Below are 17,982 nucleotides of genomic sequence, written 5' to 3'. Positions count from 1 at the left end.
GAGTAACTATTGATTATTTTCTCGGTCAAGTGAGCGTTGACGTAATAGCTTTTGCTGCTGGTTTAACGCCGCTTTGATCAGTAAATCCTGATCGGCATCACGAAGTAGCTGATATTTTACTGTAATGTCGAAGCCTTGTTCTTGGGCTTGGCATTCTACCACGCTGGCGTAGCAATATATTGCAGCAGCCGGATGTTCTAAAAACAGTTTTATACGAACGTACTGTCCATCATTAAGTGATGTAGGGGATAGAAAAGTGCATTGGCTGGCGCCAAATGCACTGGTGATCGTACGATACGTCGGGTCATCCTGCTGTGAAAGCAAAAACGTCAGTAATAAGTTGAGTTTTGAATTTTGAGTGTCAAGCAAGTTAATTACATGCTTAAAATCAGAATTATTGAGTTCTTTACGCGCGCTGTCGTTCAGCATATCAAGGTGACTAAACTCGCTGGCAACGATAAAAGGAGCAGGAATCTCGGATTCAAATATTGGGTAAGAAGGCAGCGATGATCCTTCAGGCAGAGGTTCTGCATTGATGGTAAGTTGATGGTGAACGGTAAAATATTCTTGTTCTGTCATGGCTGAGTTCCTTCTTAATCTTGTCTGATTATCGTCATACCAGCCAACTAATCAAGGTATGTCATTGTTAAACACACATTTTAACGTCTAATTAGCAATTTAGGGCTACAACCAAAGCAGATTAATCGTTACAGTAACGCATCAGTTTTCTATGGTTGGTGTTATGTTTCATCCCATTTCTGTTTTTGTCGGCTTACGTTATTTGCGTGGACGGTCTGGGGATAGGTTTAGTCGCTTCGTCTCTTATATGTCAACCGCAGGTATTACGATCGGTGTGATGGCGTTAGTGACGGTTCTTTCGGTTATGAACGGTTTTGAATCGCAGTTAAAAGGACGAATCTTAGGCGTCCTGCCCCAAGCGGTGATTTCCCAAACGCAGGGCAAAACCGAGCGCAGCGACCAAGCCCCAGAATTTATTCAACAGCTTTCTACGGCGGCAAAGCCGCAACCCATCGTTGAGAGTGAAGCCGTGATTCAAAGCCACTCTCAGCTCAGCGCCGGGTTGTTAGTTGGGATTGATCCGAAGCCCAATGACCCGATTGCCGAGCACCTTATTGCGGGAAAGTTATCGTCGCTTGAATCGAGTGAATACAATGTGTTCATTGGCTATGCGCTCTCTCGCTCTTTAGGGGTGTCGATTGGGGATAAAGTCCGCTTAATGGTCACCAGCGCCAGCCAATTTACACCATTAGGGCGTATTCCAAGCCAGCGTATTTTTACCGTCTCTGGGATTTATAACACGGGTTCGGATATCGACAGCCAGTTGATCATCACCCACATTCAAGATGCAGGTAGGTTGCTGCGCTTCAGTCGCGATACGATGACTGGGTGGCGACTGTTTTTTGATGACCCATTCGTGGTTGGTGACATCGCCAATCGTCCTCTCCCAGATGGGTGGCAGTGGCGTGACTGGCGCGATCAACGTGGTGAATTATTCCAAGCAGTACGTATGGAAAAAAATATGATGGGTCTGATGCTGGGGCTGATAGTCGGCGTCGCAGCATTTAATATTATATCAGCGCTGATTATGGTGGTGATGGAAAAGCAATCTGAAGTGGCTATTCTCAAAACTCAAGGTATGAAAGATCGACAAGTGCTGGCGATTTTTATGGTACAAGGCGCAAGTAGCGGGGTTATTGGTGCGCTGGTTGGCGGTGCGCTAGGCGTTGCGCTTGCACTGAATTTAAACGCTATTTTATCAAGCATGGGGGTTGCACTGTTTGCGGGTGGAGGTTCTCTCCCCGTTCACGTTGAACCTATGCAGATCCTTGTGGTTGTCGTGTTGGCAATCAGCTTAAGTTTACTTGCAACACTCTTTCCATCCTATCGAGCGTCTTCTGTTCATCCTGCCGAGGCTTTACGTTATGAATAACCTTCTTCAATGCCAAAATGTTTGTAAAACTTATCGTGAAGGTGGGTTAGATACACAAGTGCTCAAAGGCGTCAGTTTCGACTTAAATGGCGGAGAGTTAGCGTCGATCATCGGCACGTCCGGCTCAGGTAAAAGCACCCTGCTGCATATTCTAGGTGCGCTTGATGAAGCTTCTGAGGGGCAAGTGCTATTTCTTGGTAACGAACTTTCAAAGTTATCTTCGAATAAGCAAGCGCAATTACGTAACCGCCATTTAGGCTTTGTGTATCAGTTCCATCATCTGCTTTCCGATTTCAGTGCGATTGAAAATGTTGCAATGCCGTTACTGATTGGTGGCGAAAAGGCGAATGTGGCCAAAGGCAAAGCCAAAGCTTTACTCGATAAAGTCGGACTAACGCACCGTATGGAGCATCGTCCAGCCGAGCTTTCGGGAGGAGAACGACAGCGTGTTGCGATCGCCAGAGCGCTAGTCAATAGCCCTGATTTGGTATTGGCTGATGAGCCAACGGGTAACTTAGATCACAAAACGGCACTGGCGATTTATGATCTGATGCGCGAGCTAAACCGAGAGTCGGGAACCGCTTTTTTGGTGGTAACCCATGATGGTGAGCTTGCAGGCAAGATGGACCGTCAACTGCACATGCAAGATGGGCTGCTGATTAACGTGGAGGCGAGTTAATTGTTTTCGTCATTATCTCTGTTTATCGGTAAACGCTTTAGCCGCGCTAAACGGCGCAATAAAATGGTGTCGTTTATCTCTTTATCTTCAACGATCGGTATTGCGGTGGGGGTTGCGGTGATCATTATTGGTCTCTCTGCAATGAATGGATTTGAGCGTGAGCTAAAAAATCGAGTGTTGTCGGTTGTGCCGCATGGAGAGTTTGAAGGGGTTCGAGCTCCGATAGAGTCTTGGCAACGTTTGGCTAAACAAGCGGAAAGTCATCCTCGCGTACTCGCGGCAGCGCCTTATGTGCGGTTTACTGCATTGGCGGAAAAGGGCAGCAATTTGAAAGCCATTGAGGTTCGTGGAATTGATAAGGAACTAGAGCCAAATGTCTCTCATTTAATTGACTTTATTGATAAAGATGCCTGGCAAGCGTTTCAGCCTGGTGAGCAACAAGTGATTTTGGGCCGCGGTGTTGCTCGGCAGTTAGCTGTGCATAAAAATGACTACATTACGCTCATGATTCCCGAAGAGGGGAGTTCCTCACGAGTTCAGGCGCCGCGCCGAGTCCGTGTTAAGGTGGCGGGTTTTTTGACGTTGAATGGTCAAATTGACCACAACCTTATTTTGTTACCGCTTGCGGATGCGCAAAGTTACAGTCGTCTTGGTGACGCTGTCACGGGTGTGTCGATTAAAGTCGACCGCGTTCTGGATGCGACTTCGATTGTACGTGAGGTCGGGAATACGCTGAATGAGTATGTCTATCTTAGGAGCTGGCAGCAGAAATTTGGTTTCCTGTATCGCGATATTCAGCTAGTTAGAACCATTATTTATTTGGTGATGGTATTGGTTATCGGTGTTGCGAGTTTTAATATTGTCTCAACATTAATGATGGCGGTGAAAGACCGCGCCTCGGAAATTGCAATTCTTCGTACGATGGGCGCTAAAGATGGACTCATTAAACGGATATTTGTCTGGCAAGGCGTGTTTTCTGGCGTACTTGGTAGCTGCTTTGGCAGCATTGCCGGGGTGCTGATTGCGCTTAATTTGACGTCACTGATTAGAGGCTTGGAAAACCTGATTGGTCATCATTTTTTATCTGGTGATATCTATTTTGTTGATTTTCTCCCCTCTCAAGTAGTGACAAGCGATGTCATTATGGTCTCGGGGACAGCGATTATCCTAAGTCTCCTAGCAACGTGGTATCCAGCCTCTAGGGCGAGTAAGCTCAATCCAGCAACGGTACTGAGTGCAAAATAAAGCTCGGTTGTTGTTTGAGCACAACGGCAATAAAAAAGCCCCACTCGGGGCTTTTTTATTGCGTGAATTTTATCAGTTACATTTCACTGTGGTTTGACTCGTAACTTAAGGTTTTATACTGGGAGGGATATTCAAACCAAGCTATTTTAATTTTCTTTGTTGCCAACTGCGAACCACGGAATAACGCCATAACCCCTTAATGCCAAAGTAACCGATCATTGCTGAGGCGATACCACAGATTAAGCACCCAAGTAAAAAAGGCGGGCCTATCGTGCTCATCTGATTACAAATGAAATCCCAAGACAGTTCAAAGTGAAAGCGTTGTGGTGGAACATGAAGGATCTTGGCGCCGACTTTGTAAGCAAAATAAAACAGGACGGGCATCGTTATTGGATTACTGACCCAAACCAACGCCACCGATAAGGGAAGGTTGACGCCACATAGAATGGCTAAGCCAGCAGATAAAATCATCTGGCTCGGAAGAGGAACAAACGCCATGAACAGCCCAACGGCAAATGCCCCAGCCGCCGAGCGACGGTTTAAGCACCATAAGTTGGGATTGTATAAAACGTTGCCAAATACTTTTAGCGCTTTTTGGCGCTTAATGGTTTCAGGATTTGGCATAAAACGTTTAATGAACTTTCTTGGCATAGCGTTCTATGACTCTCTTGTTTAATTATTGGACGCTGATATCTTGCTCAGTTGTCATCATCTCCGCTCCTTATTGGCGCTGGATGCCAAATGAAGAGTGGATTATGGTTGGCGCCGCTTGGTTTTTCGTTAGCCAAAAGGTATCTCAATTGCGATGGACACGCGGTTGTTGCATCGCGTTAGTGATTATCTTAACTCATGGCGCCATCGCAAAATTACAGATGAAATCGCTTTTTCTATCAGGCTCGAATATTACCATAACTGGTGAGGTTGACAGCCTTTTTACGCAAATAAGTCACGGCTTTGAAGGAACATTGGTGTTAAGATCAATCAATGGTCAAAATGTCACCAGGTTTTTAAGGCCCAAAATTCAGTTGATATCGCCGGTTGCGCTTTCTTATGGTGATGTCATTCATACCAAAGTTACTTTAAAGCGGATTATTGGCCGTTTAAACCAAGCTGGGTATGATAAAGAAGCGCACTTTTTTGCCGAAGGTCTCATGGCGCGAGCATCTTTGGCTAAAGACCCGCGTTTCCGCATTGAGCATTTCTCATCACTTAAACGCTATTTGATAACAACGGTCGCCGATCACACCAAATCGCTGCCCAGCCAACCCCTTATCTTAGCGCTCTCTTTTGGTCTTAAAAGCGATATTTCACACCAAACATGGCAACAACTAAAAGCGAGTGGTTTAAGTCACTTACTCGCCATTTCTGGCTTGCATATTGGGATTGCTTTTGGGGTTGGATGGGCGCTTGGTAGCCTGCTTTTACGATGTTCGCCACGTTGTCACTTCTTGCCCATACTTTTTGCTATAAGTCTAGCGTATTTCTATGCTTGGCTTGCAGGATTAACCTTGCCAACACAGCGCGCATTGATCATGTGTTTGCTGTTGAGTGTCCTGATGTTTTTTCGTTGGCGACTTGCCATTGGTTTCAAATGGTTAGTCACGCTAGTGGTTGTACTGGCGTTGAATCCGTTTTCAACGCTGAGCGCCGGTTTTTGGCTGTCTTTTTCTGCTGTTGCGGCGGTCTTTCTATTTTTGAATCAAGATAAGCGCGCCGTCACCCGCAACAGGGCCCGTCATCGATTTGGAGCTTTGGTTAAATTACAACTCTGGCTGACGCTATTTATGCTGCCGTTAAGTGTCATGTGGTTTCAGGGGATGAGCTTATTAAGCCCTGTTTATAACTTGATATTTGTTGGATTGTTTAGCCTTATCATCGTACCTGGCATTCTCCTGTCGGTGCTGCTTAGTGCGGTTACAGGAAGCAACCACATCATATGGCAAGTACTAGATGCGTTGCTCAATGTGGTTGTTACCGCGATTGGCTATGCCGATATCGGATGGGTTCGTGTTTCTCCTCATGTCTTCGGAATTGTCGCGGTGTTATTAGTCTTGGTATTGGTGTGGCGACTTTTATCGGTGAGGTTGCGTCTATGGGGCATTGCGGCTGCATTTGGCGTGAGTCTCACTCTAACAGGAGAGCGAAATCCGCCGAATTGGCGGGTTGATATCTTGGACGTTGGTCACGGGTTAGCGATTATCATTGAGCAGCAGGGCAGCGCTTATGTTTACGATACTGGCAATGCTTGGCTCACAGGCAGCTTTGCACAAGATGTGATAATGCCAATACTACGCCAAAGAGGTATCAGCCAGTTAGAGGGCTTTATTGTGAGTCATCTTGATGCTGACCACGCTGCCGGGAAATCAGACGTTGAGCGATTCTTCGCGCCTAAACTAAAACTCGCCAGTCAAAAATTGCCGGGCTATCAAGAGTGCGTGCAGGGTCGAACATGGCGATGGAAAGCGCTCACCTTCGAAATATTATGGCCTCAACGCTTGGTCGACAGGGCGTACAATGCTCACTCATGCGTCATTCGGATATCGGATGGCATGCATAGTGTATTGATCCCTGGTGACGTAAGTGCGATTGCCGAATGGCTTATCGCGCGTCAATCAAACTTAAAAAGTGATGTCGTCATTGTGCCGCATCATGGTAGTCGAACCTCTTCAACCATTGGTTTTGTTCGTGGTGTGTCCGCTGAGTTGGCTGTTGCGTCACTAGAAAAAGACGGGCGCTGGTCTTTACCTGCTCAAGAAGTCGTCAAGCGTTACCATCAACAAGGAACAAAATGGCTTGATACAGGGGAAAGCGGGCAGATAAGTTTAGATTTCTATTCAAATTATTGGAAAGCCAATCAGTTAAGAGCGATACAAGGGCAAGTGTGGTATAGGCAGATGCTGCGGAACGGAGTAGAATAGTCGCAAATTTTTAAACAATATATCTTCTATGTCATTAAACAAAGACGAAACCACAGGTAAAACTTTTGGTCGTTTATGGACGTACATTCGTTTATTTAAATCTGGTTTGATTGTTGCTGTCATCGCATTGATCATTAATGCCGCTGCCGATACCTATATGGTCTCGTTGCTAAAACCTTTGCTCGATGAAGGTTTTGGTTCTACTGAATCTGATTTTCTTAAAGTCCTCCCGATTATCATTTTTGTCATGATGCTGGTACGTGGCTTGAGCGGTTTCGTTTCTACCTATTGTTTAAGCTGGGTATCCGGTAACGTTGTGATGTTGATGCGGCGTAAGCTTTTTAACCAGTTCATGCATATGCCAGTCTCCTATTTTGATAAAGAATCGACAGGTGGGTTGCTTTCTCGTATTACGTATGATTCCGAGCAGGTGGCAGGGGCCACGAGTAAAGCGTTGGTCAGCATCGTTCGTGAGGGGGCAAGCATCATTGGCTTACTGGTATTGATGTTCTGGAACAGCTGGCAGTTATCACTGGTGCTATTTATTGTTGCGCCTATCGTCGCCGTTGCGATTCGAGTAGTGTCAAAACGTTTTCGTAAAATTTCTCGCAACATGCAACAAAGTATGGGGCACGTAACCTCTTCAGCAGAACAGATGCTCAAAGGTCACAAAGTCGTATTGAGTTATGGTGGGCATAATGTTGAACGGGAGCGTTTCGACCGTGTGAGTAACCAAATGCGTCAACACTCGATGAAGTTGGTTGCGGCTCAGGCAATTGCTAACCCGGTGATTCAAGTTATTGCGTCTCTTGCATTGGTTGCAGTTCTGTTCTTGGCTAGCTTTGATTCGATTCGTAGTGAGTTGACACCGGGAACCTTCACGGTCATTTTCTCTGCAATGTTTGGTTTGATGCGCCCATTGAAAGCGCTCACCAATGTAACGTCAGATTTTCAACGAGGTATGGCCGCAAGCCAGACATTATTTGGATTGATGGATTTAGAGGTAGAAAAAGACAGCGGCGAACGCGTGGTAGAGAAAGTCAAAGGCGATGTTGAAGTTAAAGATGTCACCTTTACCTATCAAGGAAACGAAAAGCCGGCTCTATCTCGTGTGAGTTTTAAGATCCCTGCAGGAAAAACGGTCGCGTTAGTGGGCCGTTCCGGCTCAGGTAAAAGTACCATTGCGAACTTGTTTACGCGCTTTTACGATGTCGACTCTGGGGAAATTTTGCTTGATGGCCATGATGTTCGGGAATATAAGCTCAATAACTTGCGCTCGCACTTTGCGTTGGTTTCGCAAAATGTACATTTGTTTAATGATACGATTGCCAATAACATCGCCTATGCCGCGACTGAGAAATACACGCGTGAACAGATAGAAAAAGCAGCAGAACTTGCGTACGCGATGGATTTCATCAATAAAATGGAGCAGGGTTTAGACACGGTTATCGGTGAAAACGGCGCGAGTTTATCAGGTGGTCAACGGCAACGTATCGCGATTGCTCGCGCTTTATTACGAGATGCTCCAGTTCTGATTCTTGATGAAGCAACCTCAGCACTTGATACAGAATCTGAGAAGGCGATTCAATCCGCGCTTGATGAACTGCAGAAAAATAAAACGGTGTTAGTGATTGCACACCGATTATCAACGATTGAACAAGCTGATGAAATTCTTGTTGTAGACGATGGTGAAATCGTCGAGCGCGGTAATCATCAGCAGTTACTCGCTGAAGATGGCGCTTATGCTCAGTTACATCGAATTCAGTTTGGTGGCTGATCGTGGTTGAAAAGATTTGGTTTGAAAATCATCCATTAAAATACCTTCTTTGGCCACTACTGTGGCCATTGAGCCGTTTGTTTGCCCGTATTGCACTGTCCCGCCGAAATGACTATAACAGCGGCAAAAAAGTGGCTTATAAAGCGCCTGTGCCTGTTATCATCGTCGGTAACATTACTGCTGGTGGTAACGGGAAAACCCCCGTCGTTATTTGGTTAGTGGAAAAACTTCAGGCTAAGGGGCTAAAACCAGGGGTGGTCTCAAGAGGTTATGGCGCTAAGGCTCCGGCTTACCCTTTAATGGTTGAGGCACAGACGCCGACGTCATATTGTGGTGATGAACCCAAGCTCATTTTTAAACGAACGGGAGCCCCCGTTGCTGTTGATCCTGTGCGGTCCAATGCGGTGAAATCTTTGCTTGAGCAGAAGGTCGATGTCATTATTACAGACGATGGCCTTCAGCACTACGCACTAAAGCGAGATATCGAGTTGGTGGTTGTTGATGGCAAGCGCCGGTTTGGTAATCAGCAAGCGATTCCTCTGGGTCCGCTGCGTGAGCCTTTATCGCGCCTTGAAGAAGTGGACTTTGTGATCACCAATGGTGGGATCGCAAAGGAAAATGAAGTCAGTATGTCACTGTCGCCAAGCCTGGCGGTTAACTTAAGTAATGGGCAGCGAATGCCAGTGAGTCAACTTAAAGAGTTGGTGGCGATTGCGGGTATTGGACACCCTCCGAGGTTTTTTCATACGCTAGAAAAACTTGGCTCGACGCCTGTTCTGACTAAAGGTTTTGCCGATCACCAAGCATTCGATAAGGAAGAGTTAGAACAACTAGCTCACCATGGTCAACATTTAATGATGACTGAAAAAGACGCCGTAAAATGCGCTGAATTTGCGCAAGACAATTGGTGGTATTTACCCGTTTCAGCCAATTTTAACCCAGTGGATGAATCGCGCATTATGAATAGAATTGAAGAGGTTATAGGAAGTTATGGATCACCGTCTGCTTGAGATTGTTGCTTGTCCCGTATGTAAAGGTAAACTCACTTTTGACAAAGTTAATCAGGAGCTTATTTGTAAACTTGACCGCCTTGCATATCCAATAAAAGAAGGTATCCCCGTGTTGCTTGAATTTGAAGCTCGCACTATGTCAATCGAAGAGGGGCGCTAATGTCATTCACGGTTGTGATTCCAGCACGCTATCAGTCTTCCCGTCTACCAGGTAAACCGCTCGCTGATATTTGTGGTAAGCCGATGATTCAGTGGGTGTATGAGCAGGCTATCCAAGCGGGTGCGGAAAAAGTCGTTGTCGCCACAGACGATGACCGAGTGAACGCTGCAGTGCAAGCGTTTGGCGGTGAGGTCTGTATGACATTATCTAGCCATCAATCGGGCACGGAGCGCTTGGCCGAAGTCGTAAAGAAAATGGCGATTCCTGACGATCATATTATCGTCAATGTTCAAGGTGACGAGCCGCTCATTCCTCCTTCAAATATCAAGCAAGTGGCAGATAATTTGGCTAGCAGTCAAGCGCCAATGGCGACCTTGGCCGTTGAAATTGAACATGCTGACGAAGTGTTTAATCCTAACGCGGTCAAAGTTGTCACTGACCGCGATGGTTATGCGCTGTATTTTAGTCGAGCAACGATTCCTTGGGATCGTGATGGTTTCTCATCTCAAGAGCGCGAGATAAAAACGCCATTGCTACGCCATGTGGGTATTTATGCATATCGTGCCGGGTTTATTAATCAATATGTTAACTGGCCTGCATCAACGTTGGAGATGATTGAATCTCTTGAGCAGCTGCGCGTACTTTGGTATGGAGAGCGGATTCACGTTGATGTGGCAAAAGAAGCGCCTCCTGCGGGTGTTGATACACCAGAAGATTTGGCTGCGGTCATTGAAATAGTAAAAAGCAGAGGTTAGCGGACCCTAGTCAACAAATTGATAAGAAAAGAGCGCCAGACGGCGCTCTTTTTCGTTAAGGTCTTGTCACTAAGGGGAAGTGTGATGGGGTTGCGTCTCATGTTTAGAGGGACATACACCGATCACTTCACGTCGACCCGTTTCCTTCACTTCTTCCAGTTTTACATCAAATCCCCAGAGCCTATGTAGATGCTTGAGCACCTCATGAAAGCTGTCATCAAGAGGGATTCTATCGTGAGGAACATATTGCAGTGTTAGTGAACGGTCGCCACGTACGTCCACGTTGTAGACTTGAATATTGGGTTCCAAATTACTTAAGTTATATTGGGAAGCGAGTTTCTCGCGAATAGTGCGATAGCCCATTTCGTCATGGATGGCACTGACTTCGATAAAGTTTTTATGATCATCATCGACAATAGAAAAAAGCTTAAAGTCACGCATTACCTTTGGTGATAGGTATTGGCTGATAAAACTTTCATCTTTAAAGTTATGCATCGCGAAATGCAGCGTATCGAGCCAATTGGATCCGGCTATTTCTGGAAACCACTCGCGGTCTTCATCAGTCGGCTCTTCGCACATACGGCGAATGTCTCTGAACATGGCAAACCCTAGGGCATAAGGATTGATGCCACTAAAATAGGGGCTGTTATATGGTGGTTGAGCCACGACACTGGTATGGCTGTGTAGGAACTCGAGAATAAACTTATCGGAAACGATACCTTCGTCATACAAATGGTTGAGAATTGTATAGTGCCAGAACGTCGCCCAACCCTCGTTCATTACTTGAGTTTGCTTTTGTGGATAAAAATATTGGCTGATTTTTCTGACGATTCGAACCACTTCGCGCTGCCAAGATTCGAGTAGTGGCGCGTTCTTTTCAATGAAATAGAGAATGTTCTCCTGAGGTTCTGAAGGAAAGTGAATTTGCTGCTCTTCCGCTTTAGTTTTCGATTTTGGTACCGTTCGCCAAAGTTCGTTAACTTGGGATTGAAGGTATGCTTCTCGTTGTTCTTGACGGGCTTTTTCCTCCGCGATGGAAATTTTTTCGGGACGTTTATATCGATCCACACCAAAATTCATCAGTGCGTGGCAGGAGTCAAGTAACTCTTCTACCTCATTAACACCGTATTTTTGTTCACATTCGGCTAAATAGTTTTTGGCAAACAGCAAGTAGTCGATGATCGAACCTGCGTCTGTCCAGGCTTGGAATAAGTAGTTACCTTTGAAAAATGAATTGTGCCCATAACAAGCATGAGCCATTACGAGTGCTTGCATCGTAACGGTATTTTCTTCCATAAGATAAGCAATACACGGGTCTGAGTTAATGACGATTTCATAGGCAAGCCCCATTTGCCCGTGTTTGTATCCCTGTTCGGTTTGGATAAACTTCTTACCGAATGACCAATGGTTGTAATTGATCGGCATACCGATACTTGAGTATGCATCCATCATTTGTTCAGAGGTGATGACTTCGATTTGATTTGGATAGGTATCCAGTCGATATTCGCTCGCAACCCGCTTAATTTCGGTGTGGTAGCGTTCTAAAAGATCAAATGTCCAATCCGGCCCATCAGGAAGTAACTTGCTGTTCGCCTTGGTCCGCTGGCGAGTTTTTGCTGTCATAATCCTATCTCCCTATGCGGTTTCCTTTTTAAACAACTCCCTAAAGACAGGGAAGATGTCTTCAACGGCACGAATGTTTTTCATCGCAAAGTTATCAAATGCGGGTGCCAATTTTTCATATTCGTGCCAAAGCGTTTGATGAGAACGTTTTGTTATTTCAATATATGAGTAGTATTGACAGCTCGGCAACAAATTCTCTACCAGTAGCTCGCGACAGCGGGGGGAATCATCAGCCCAGTTATCACCATCAGAGGCTTGGGCTGCGTAGATATTCCATTGATCAAGTGGATAGCGTTCACGAACGATATCATTCATTAACTTAAGTGCACTGGAAACAATGGTCCCGCCTGTTTCTTGCGAATAGAAAAACTCATGTTCGTCGACTTCTTTTGCTTGGGTGTGGTGACGAATAAAGACGACTTCGACATTTTCGTAGGTGCGTGTCAAAAACAGATACAACAAAACATAAAAACGTTTTGCGATGTCTTTGGTTGCTTGATCCATTGATCCCGAGACATCCATCAAGCAAAACATGACGGCTTGGCTTGATGGAATAGGGCGCTTCTCGTAATTTTTAAAACGCAGGTCAAAGGTATCAATAAACGGAACGCTTTTGATCTTATCTCTGAGCTCTTGAATTTCCGCTTTAAGCCGTTTTTCCTCCAGAAGTTGCGCCGGTTCACTGTTCTTGATTCGCTCCAGCTCTTCCTCAAGCTCATTCATAAGGCGCTTTTTCCCTGCCGTCATCGCTGTGCGACGAGCAAGCGATTGTTGTAATGAGCGAACAATAGCAATATTGGAGGGCACGCCAGCAGTTTGATAACCTGCACGGTGCGTTTTCCATTCGGTGATACGATTTATTTGATTTTTTTCAAGATTAGGCAGCTCTAAATCTTCGAACAGAATATCGAGATACTCATCCTTAGAAATTTGAAATACAAATTCATCTTCACCCTCTCCATCAGGGCTGGCATCGCCTTCACCTGCGCCACCACCTTGACCGCCACCTTTCGGACGTTCAATTTTGTCTCCGCGAATAAATTGGTCATTACCAGGGTGTACTCGCTCTTTTAAGCCCCCTTTGCCTTGATGGAAGACGGGCTCATTGATATCTCTTGATGGAATTGCGACATCTTCACCGGTATCGGTGTTGGTGATTGAGCGGCGATTGACCGCATCAGCCACCGACTCTTTAATCTTTTCTTTATGACGACGTAAGAAGCGCTGTCTGTTGACTGCGCTTTTATTCTTACCATTTAATCGTCGATCGATAAATTGCGCCATGAGTTACCCCTTATCAACATCAAACGTAGAGGAGGGCTCCTTTAAGAAGCCTCTCCTTGATTAGGGTCAGTCTTAAGAAGATTTACGCACGCGTAAATACCACTCAGACAACAACCTCACTTGTTTCTCTGTATAGCCTTTCTCCATCATACGAGCGACAAAATCGTCGTGTTTTCTTTGGTCTTCTGAGGAGGTTTTGGTGTTGAAGGAAATAACCGGCAACAGCTCTTCTGTGTTGGAAAACATTTTCTTCTCAATCACAGTGCGAAGTTTCTCGTAGCTGGTCCAAACTGGGTTTTTGCCGTTATTATTGGCGCGAGCACGTAATACAAAATTAACGATTTCATTACGGAAATCTTTTGGATTACTAATGCCTGCTGTTTTCTCAATTTTTTCCAATTCACTGTTGAGCGCTGAGCGGTCAAATAGCTGCCCAGTTTCAGGATCACGGTATTCTTGATCTTGAATCCAGAAATCGGCGTAGGTGACATAACGGTCAAAGATATTTTGACCGTACTCAGAATAAGATTCTAAGTACGCGGTTTGAATCTCTTTGCCAATAAATTCAACGTAACGCGGAACCAAGTAACCTTTTAAGAATTCTAGATATCGTTCAGAAGTCTCTTGTGGAAATTGTTCACGCTCAATTTGTTGTTCAATGACGTAGAACAAATGAACAGGGTTCGCAGCAACTTCGGTTTGATCAAAGTTAAATACCCGCGACAAAATTTTGAACGCGAAACGTGTTGAAAGCCCAGCCATGCCTTCATCGACACCGGCATAGTCGCGGTATTCCTGATAGCTTTTTGCTTTAGGGTCCGTATCTTTAAGTGTTTCACCATCGTATACCCGCATTTTAGAGTAAATCGATGAGTTTTCAGGATCTTTCAAGCGCGACAAAATACTGAATTGTGACAACAGTTCGAGCGTGCTTGGTGAGCAGGGCGCTTGGCTAAGCTCGGAGTGGTCGAGCAGTTTTTGGTAAATCTTAATTTCTTCTGAAACACGAAGACAATAAGGGACCTTAACGATATACACACGGTCCAAGAAGGCTTCGTTGTTTTTGTTATTTTTAAATGTTTGCCATTCTGACTCATTCGAGTGAGCCAAAATCATGCCATCAAACGGTAATGCTGATAAACCCTCAGTACCGTTGTAGTTGCCCTCTTGAGTGGCGGTAAGTAAAGGGTGAAGTACTTTGATCGGCGCTTTGAACATCTCAACGAATTCCATTAGCCCTTGGTTTGCTTTACACAAAGCACCTGAGTAACTATAGGCATCTGGATCGTCTTGAGAGTAATGTTCGAGCATACGAATATCGACTTTACCGACCAGCGATGAAATGTCTTGGTTATTTTCATCACCCGGTTCAGTTTTGGCGATGGCCACTTGGTCGAGAATGGACGGTCTTACTTTGACCACTTTGAATTTGCTAATATCACCGCCAAATTCGTGCAGTCGCTTCGCCGCCCAAGGTGACATAATTGAGCGTAAATACCGTTTATCGATGCCATATTCTTGTTTAAGGAGTTCGCCGTCTTCGCTGACGTCAAACAGACAGAATGGATGGTCATTGACAGGGCTACGTTGCCCGTTGGCTGATAACACATAAATAGGAACTTGCTGCATTAAGGCTTTTAGCTTTTCAGCTAAAGATGATTTACCGCCCCCGACAGGGCCAAGCAAGTAAAGAATTTGTTTACGTTCTTCGAGACCCTGAGCGGCATGCTTCAAGTAAGAAACAATCTGTTCGATGGCTTCTTCCATGCCGTAGAAATCTTTGAACGTATCATACCGAGAAATAACTCGGTTTGAGAATATACGGCTCAATCTAGAATCTTGAGCCGTATCAATAAGTTTTGGCTCTCCTATAGCCATTAATAGCCGTTCTGCTGCGTTGGCGTAAGCACTTTTATCGTCTTTGCAAAGCGCTAAGAACTCTTGAAGCGATAGCTCCTCGTCTTTCGCGGCTTCGTAGCGTGCTTGGAAATGGTCGAAAATACTCATAATGAATTCCCCTCTGAACTTGTCTTACGACAATCAACCCGCATTGAATTGCAAATCCTTTATATTAAAGACTAGTTGCTTTTATGAATTTTGCTTAAAAAAGATATGTTTATTTACAAAGCGTGAGGGGGCTACCGGATTCAAAAAGTCGTAAAAAATCGAATTTTTGATGGTTATATGTTGGTATTTGACGGAAATGTGTTGTGGATTTGGCCTAACTGCAAGATTATTCGTTGAAATTTAGCGTAAATAAAGAAAAACAAAGGTCGCTTGTTTTTGCGACCTTTGCGTCAGAAAAAACATGAGTTAAGCGTTGAATATTTGCTGAAATTCAGACGGTGATAAATGATACTGACGTGGGCAGTTTCTCCAACACGTTAACATACGGCTGTATTTTTCTAGCATCGGAGTTTGGCTATTAAAGTGATGGTCGCCTTTATCGAATTGAGGATATAACCCTTCTGAATCAATCAGGAAACGAACGTAATGAACAAGATGAGCTTCAGTGGCAATATCAAAGCCTAAGAAAGTCAAACGACGTTTATCAACTTCTTTTTGTGCTGTGTCTGCGAGCATGTTGTAAGACTCTTGCATCGCATGGTACATCTCCATGATATCGATCACTTTGCGGCAGTCATCCTCTTTGATACAACCGAAGTCTTTCATAATTTCGCGCATTTGAAGTTCATAACCACGTTCAACAATGTTTTGTAGACGTTGATATTTTTCTTTGCTCTCTGGATTGAGCTGAGACATCAAAAAGTATTGGTTTGAAAGAATCAAACGTTGAGCATTTGTCATTTCCATGGGGACCTCACAATCGAAAATCTAAAGAATTCGTTATGAATCTAGAGTAGCTTTTGCCGACAATAGGAAACATGATCTCAACACATGTTTTGTTGTAAAAATGCCTTGAAAGTGAAATTTTGGGTCAGTCGTTGTGATAATGATTATAAATATAATCTTTATCCGAAAAAGCACGTAACCATTGAGGCTGAAAGACCGACAACAAAGTCACCGCCATACCGTTAAGTAACGCTTCTGGAAAAGCCAATAAGGGAAGGAAAATCAGATAGTTGTTTTGTATGTCATTCCAGGTATGGTTTTGTATGCCAAGGTGGTACAAGCTGATAGCCAATAGATGCAAGCTTCCAGTTAACGCGCCATTGATAAAACCGGCGACGAAAATGAAAACAAAAATGTTCCTCGGTAGCCATCGATAACTGGCAGTGAACACTATATGGCTAATAATGATGGGAAGTAGGCATGAAAGCGCCAGATAATCGGCAAGAGCGCTCCAATTGAGGTTACCAACCAGGGCCAAAATCAAGCTGACTGGGATCGTCAATAAAAAGGCAACTTTCCAGCCATACATCAATGTGAGAGTCGTCAAAGCTAAAAAGTGAATATTTAATCCGGGCTTAATACCCGCCTGTGCCGACCAAAGCAAAAACAGACATAGCATGACAGCATACGTCAGATGTTGGAATTGACGTTCTTCAATAAATTTTGGCCAAAAAACACTCGCGACATCTCTGCGCGCAACCCATAACGCGATCACGACCAATATCACCATGATTGTTTGCAATAAGAGCATTGGTTCTTCCCATAAAAATGCCAATCCATATAAGATATAGATTGGCATGAATCGCGAGTTTAGCCGAAAAAATAATCAGTATTTCACATTAGGATGATACTGTTTTAGAACGGCAACGATCTTTTCCATCGTTGCTTTGGGCGGTGGCTCAACGCCTTCAAGCGGGTATTCAAGTCCAAGAGCCTCCCATTTGTGTGCACCCAATTTATGGTAGGGAAGCAATTCAATTTTTTCGATGTTACTCATATCCTTAATAAAATCACCAAGCAAATGGGCGGACTCTTCATCGTCGGTGTAGCCAGGTACAATGACATAACGAATCCATGTGGTTTGATTTATTTTTTGCAAATAGCGAGCAAAATCCAATGTTCTACGATTCGATACGCCCACGAGATCTTGGTGGATTTCATCTTTGAGATGCTTGAGATCTAACATCACTAAATCGGTTGCGGCTAAGACTTCATCAATCACATCGGTATGCTTGCGAATATAGCCGTTGGTATCAAGGCAAGTGTGCATTCCTTCAGCTTGCGCGGCTCGAAAGAAGTCACGAACAAATTCGGGTTGCAGCATGGCTTCGCCACCGGAGCAAGTAATTCCGCCCCCAGAGGCTTTCATAAAGTGACGATAGCTTTTCGCTTCATTAATGATCTCTTCAACCGTAATTTCTTTACCACCATGAGTGTTCCAAGTATCTCGGTTATGGCAGTACATACAGCGCATAAGGCAGCCCTGCATAAAAACAATAAAGCGAATTCCAGGTCCGTCTACTGTTCCGCATGACTCAAAAGAATGGATACGACCAGTTGTTGACATGAGCTCATCTCTTATAAGAAGTTTACGAGGTATTTTATTATAAATTGTAAGGATTAAATAGCATTTGTCGTTTCACAGCTTAGAAAAATGATTCACGAATTATCCCCTTAATCACTTTTTGTGTGGTATAAAAACCGAACAACTAATAAAAAAGCATTAA

General features: G+C 44.5%; 16 protein-coding genes. 8 read left to right on the top strand and 8 right to left on the bottom strand.

What is annotated here, in order from left to right; genetic code table 11:
* Positions 1 to 6 precede the first annotated feature (6 nt).
* Positions 7 to 579: a PilZ domain-containing protein gene (locus tag ACFFUV_RS05665; protein WP_390190372.1), complete on the bottom strand. Its 573-nt coding sequence runs from the start codon at positions 577 to 579 to the stop codon at positions 7 to 9.
* Between the two features lie 163 nt (positions 580 to 742).
* Between ACFFUV_RS05665 and lolC the strand changes: the two genes are divergently transcribed.
* From lolC to lolE, 3 genes are read left to right on the top strand one after another with little or no spacing between them, the layout of a single operon-like run.
* The gene (lolC, locus tag ACFFUV_RS05660) at positions 743 to 1,951 is read left to right on the top strand and encodes a lipoprotein-releasing ABC transporter permease subunit LolC (protein ID WP_390190371.1); all 1,209 of its coding nucleotides are present in this window, start codon (positions 743 to 745) and stop codon (positions 1,949 to 1,951) included.
* Positions 1,944 to 2,630, top strand: a complete 687-nt coding sequence (gene lolD, locus ACFFUV_RS05655; RefSeq protein WP_390190370.1) for a lipoprotein-releasing ABC transporter ATP-binding protein LolD — start codon at positions 1,944 to 1,946, stop codon at positions 2,628 to 2,630. Before lolC ends, lolD begins: the two co-directional genes overlap by 8 nt.
* Positions 2,631 to 3,875 carry a lipoprotein-releasing ABC transporter permease subunit LolE gene (gene lolE, locus ACFFUV_RS05650; RefSeq protein ID WP_390190368.1) on the top strand — a complete coding sequence of 415 codons (1,245 nt, stop codon included), beginning with the start codon at positions 2,631 to 2,633 and terminating at the stop codon, positions 3,873 to 3,875.
* A gap of 141 nt (positions 3,876 to 4,016) precedes the next feature.
* Here the strand turns inward: lolE and ACFFUV_RS05645 are convergent, their stop codons facing one another.
* Positions 4,017 to 4,526 carry a DUF2062 domain-containing protein gene (locus ACFFUV_RS05645; RefSeq protein WP_390190367.1) on the bottom strand — a complete coding sequence of 170 codons (510 nt, stop codon included), beginning with the start codon at positions 4,524 to 4,526 and terminating at the stop codon, positions 4,017 to 4,019.
* Between the two features lie 8 nt (positions 4,527 to 4,534).
* Here ACFFUV_RS05645 and ACFFUV_RS05640 point away from each other — a divergent pair, with 8 nt between their 5' ends.
* From ACFFUV_RS05640 to kdsB, 5 genes are read left to right on the top strand one after another with little or no spacing between them, the layout of a single operon-like run.
* Complete coding sequence (locus tag ACFFUV_RS05640) at positions 4,535 to 6,793, top strand: DNA internalization-related competence protein ComEC/Rec2 (RefSeq protein ID WP_390190366.1); 2,259 nt, start codon at positions 4,535 to 4,537, stop codon at positions 6,791 to 6,793.
* A 28-nt stretch (positions 6,794 to 6,821) separates the two neighbouring features.
* On the top strand, positions 6,822 to 8,570 hold the full coding sequence (gene msbA / locus ACFFUV_RS05635) for a lipid A ABC transporter ATP-binding protein/permease MsbA (RefSeq protein WP_390190364.1): 1,749 nt from the start codon (positions 6,822 to 6,824) through the stop codon (positions 8,568 to 8,570).
* 2 nt (positions 8,571 to 8,572) lie between these two features.
* Positions 8,573 to 9,580, top strand: coding sequence for a tetraacyldisaccharide 4'-kinase (lpxK, locus tag ACFFUV_RS05630; protein WP_390190363.1), 1,008 nt, complete (start codon positions 8,573 to 8,575; stop codon positions 9,578 to 9,580).
* Entirely contained in the window at positions 9,561 to 9,740 is a 180-nt protein-coding gene (locus ACFFUV_RS05625; RefSeq protein WP_390190360.1) for a Trm112 family protein, read from the top strand. The genes lpxK and ACFFUV_RS05625 overlap by 20 nt, the downstream gene beginning before the upstream one ends.
* Positions 9,740 to 10,495 (top strand): 3-deoxy-manno-octulosonate cytidylyltransferase, encoded by a 756-nt coding sequence (gene kdsB, locus ACFFUV_RS05620; protein WP_390190358.1) that lies wholly within the window; start codon positions 9,740 to 9,742, stop codon positions 10,493 to 10,495. The genes ACFFUV_RS05625 and kdsB overlap by 1 nt, the downstream gene beginning before the upstream one ends.
* A 69-nt stretch (positions 10,496 to 10,564) precedes the next feature.
* Here the strand turns inward: kdsB and ACFFUV_RS05615 are convergent, their stop codons facing one another.
* The 6 genes from ACFFUV_RS05615 to pflA form a co-directional block, all read right to left on the bottom strand.
* The gene (locus ACFFUV_RS05615; protein ID WP_390190357.1) at positions 10,565 to 12,118 is read right to left on the bottom strand and encodes a SpoVR family protein; all 1,554 of its coding nucleotides are present in this window, start codon (positions 12,116 to 12,118) and stop codon (positions 10,565 to 10,567) included.
* 12 nt (positions 12,119 to 12,130) lie between these two features.
* Complete coding sequence (locus tag ACFFUV_RS05610) at positions 12,131 to 13,402, bottom strand: YeaH/YhbH family protein (RefSeq protein WP_390190356.1); 1,272 nt, start codon at positions 13,400 to 13,402, stop codon at positions 12,131 to 12,133.
* Between the two features lie 72 nt (positions 13,403 to 13,474).
* Entirely contained in the window at positions 13,475 to 15,409 is a 1,935-nt protein-coding gene (locus tag ACFFUV_RS05605) for a PrkA family serine protein kinase (RefSeq protein ID WP_390190355.1), read from the bottom strand.
* Positions 15,410 to 15,715: 306 nt separating this feature from the next.
* The gene (locus ACFFUV_RS05600) at positions 15,716 to 16,216 is read right to left on the bottom strand and encodes a YfbU family protein (RefSeq protein ID WP_390190353.1); all 501 of its coding nucleotides are present in this window, start codon (positions 16,214 to 16,216) and stop codon (positions 15,716 to 15,718) included.
* Between the two features lie 124 nt (positions 16,217 to 16,340).
* A complete protein-coding gene (locus ACFFUV_RS05595) occupies positions 16,341 to 17,006 on the bottom strand; it encodes an energy-coupling factor ABC transporter permease (RefSeq protein WP_390190351.1) in 666 nt (221 codons plus the stop codon).
* Between the two features lie 75 nt (positions 17,007 to 17,081).
* Positions 17,082 to 17,822, bottom strand: coding sequence for a pyruvate formate lyase 1-activating protein (gene pflA, locus ACFFUV_RS05590; protein WP_390190349.1), 741 nt, complete (start codon positions 17,820 to 17,822; stop codon positions 17,082 to 17,084).
* Positions 17,823 to 17,982: the final 160 nt, after the last annotated feature.

It is taken from the genome of Vibrio olivae, from assembly GCF_042428525.1.
Taxonomy (GTDB): domain Bacteria; phylum Pseudomonadota; class Gammaproteobacteria; order Enterobacterales; family Vibrionaceae; genus Vibrio; species Vibrio olivae.
This window is presented reverse-complemented; position numbering and strand designations above follow the sequence as displayed.

Excerpts from the sequence above, each read along its gene's own strand:
- ACFFUV_RS05665 (WP_390190372.1), bottom strand. The coding sequence starts at position 579 with ATGACAGAACAAGAATATTTTACCGTTCACCATCAACTTACCATCAAT.
- lolC (WP_390190371.1), top strand. The coding sequence starts at position 743 with ATGTTTCATCCCATTTCTGTTTTTGTCGGCTTACGTTATTTGCGTGGA.
- lolD (WP_390190370.1), top strand. The coding sequence starts at position 1,944 with ATGAATAACCTTCTTCAATGCCAAAATGTTTGTAAAACTTATCGTGAA.
- ACFFUV_RS05645 (WP_390190367.1), bottom strand. The coding sequence starts at position 4,526 with ATGCCAAGAAAGTTCATTAAACGTTTTATGCCAAATCCTGAAACCATT.
- ACFFUV_RS05640 (WP_390190366.1), top strand. The coding sequence starts at position 4,535 with ATGACTCTCTTGTTTAATTATTGGACGCTGATATCTTGCTCAGTTGTC.
- msbA (WP_390190364.1), top strand. The coding sequence starts at position 6,822 with ATGTCATTAAACAAAGACGAAACCACAGGTAAAACTTTTGGTCGTTTA.
- ACFFUV_RS05625 (WP_390190360.1), top strand. The coding sequence starts at position 9,561 with ATGGATCACCGTCTGCTTGAGATTGTTGCTTGTCCCGTATGTAAAGGT.
- kdsB (WP_390190358.1), top strand. The coding sequence starts at position 9,740 with ATGTCATTCACGGTTGTGATTCCAGCACGCTATCAGTCTTCCCGTCTA.
- ACFFUV_RS05615 (WP_390190357.1), bottom strand. The coding sequence starts at position 12,118 with ATGACAGCAAAAACTCGCCAGCGGACCAAGGCGAACAGCAAGTTACTT.
- ACFFUV_RS05610 (WP_390190356.1), bottom strand. The coding sequence starts at position 13,402 with ATGGCGCAATTTATCGATCGACGATTAAATGGTAAGAATAAAAGCGCA.
- ACFFUV_RS05605 (WP_390190355.1), bottom strand. The coding sequence starts at position 15,409 with ATGAGTATTTTCGACCATTTCCAAGCACGCTACGAAGCCGCGAAAGAC.
- ACFFUV_RS05600 (WP_390190353.1), bottom strand. The coding sequence starts at position 16,216 with ATGGAAATGACAAATGCTCAACGTTTGATTCTTTCAAACCAATACTTT.
- ACFFUV_RS05595 (WP_390190351.1), bottom strand. The coding sequence starts at position 17,006 with ATGCTCTTATTGCAAACAATCATGGTGATATTGGTCGTGATCGCGTTA.
- pflA (WP_390190349.1), bottom strand. The coding sequence starts at position 17,822 with ATGTCAACAACTGGTCGTATCCATTCTTTTGAGTCATGCGGAACAGTA.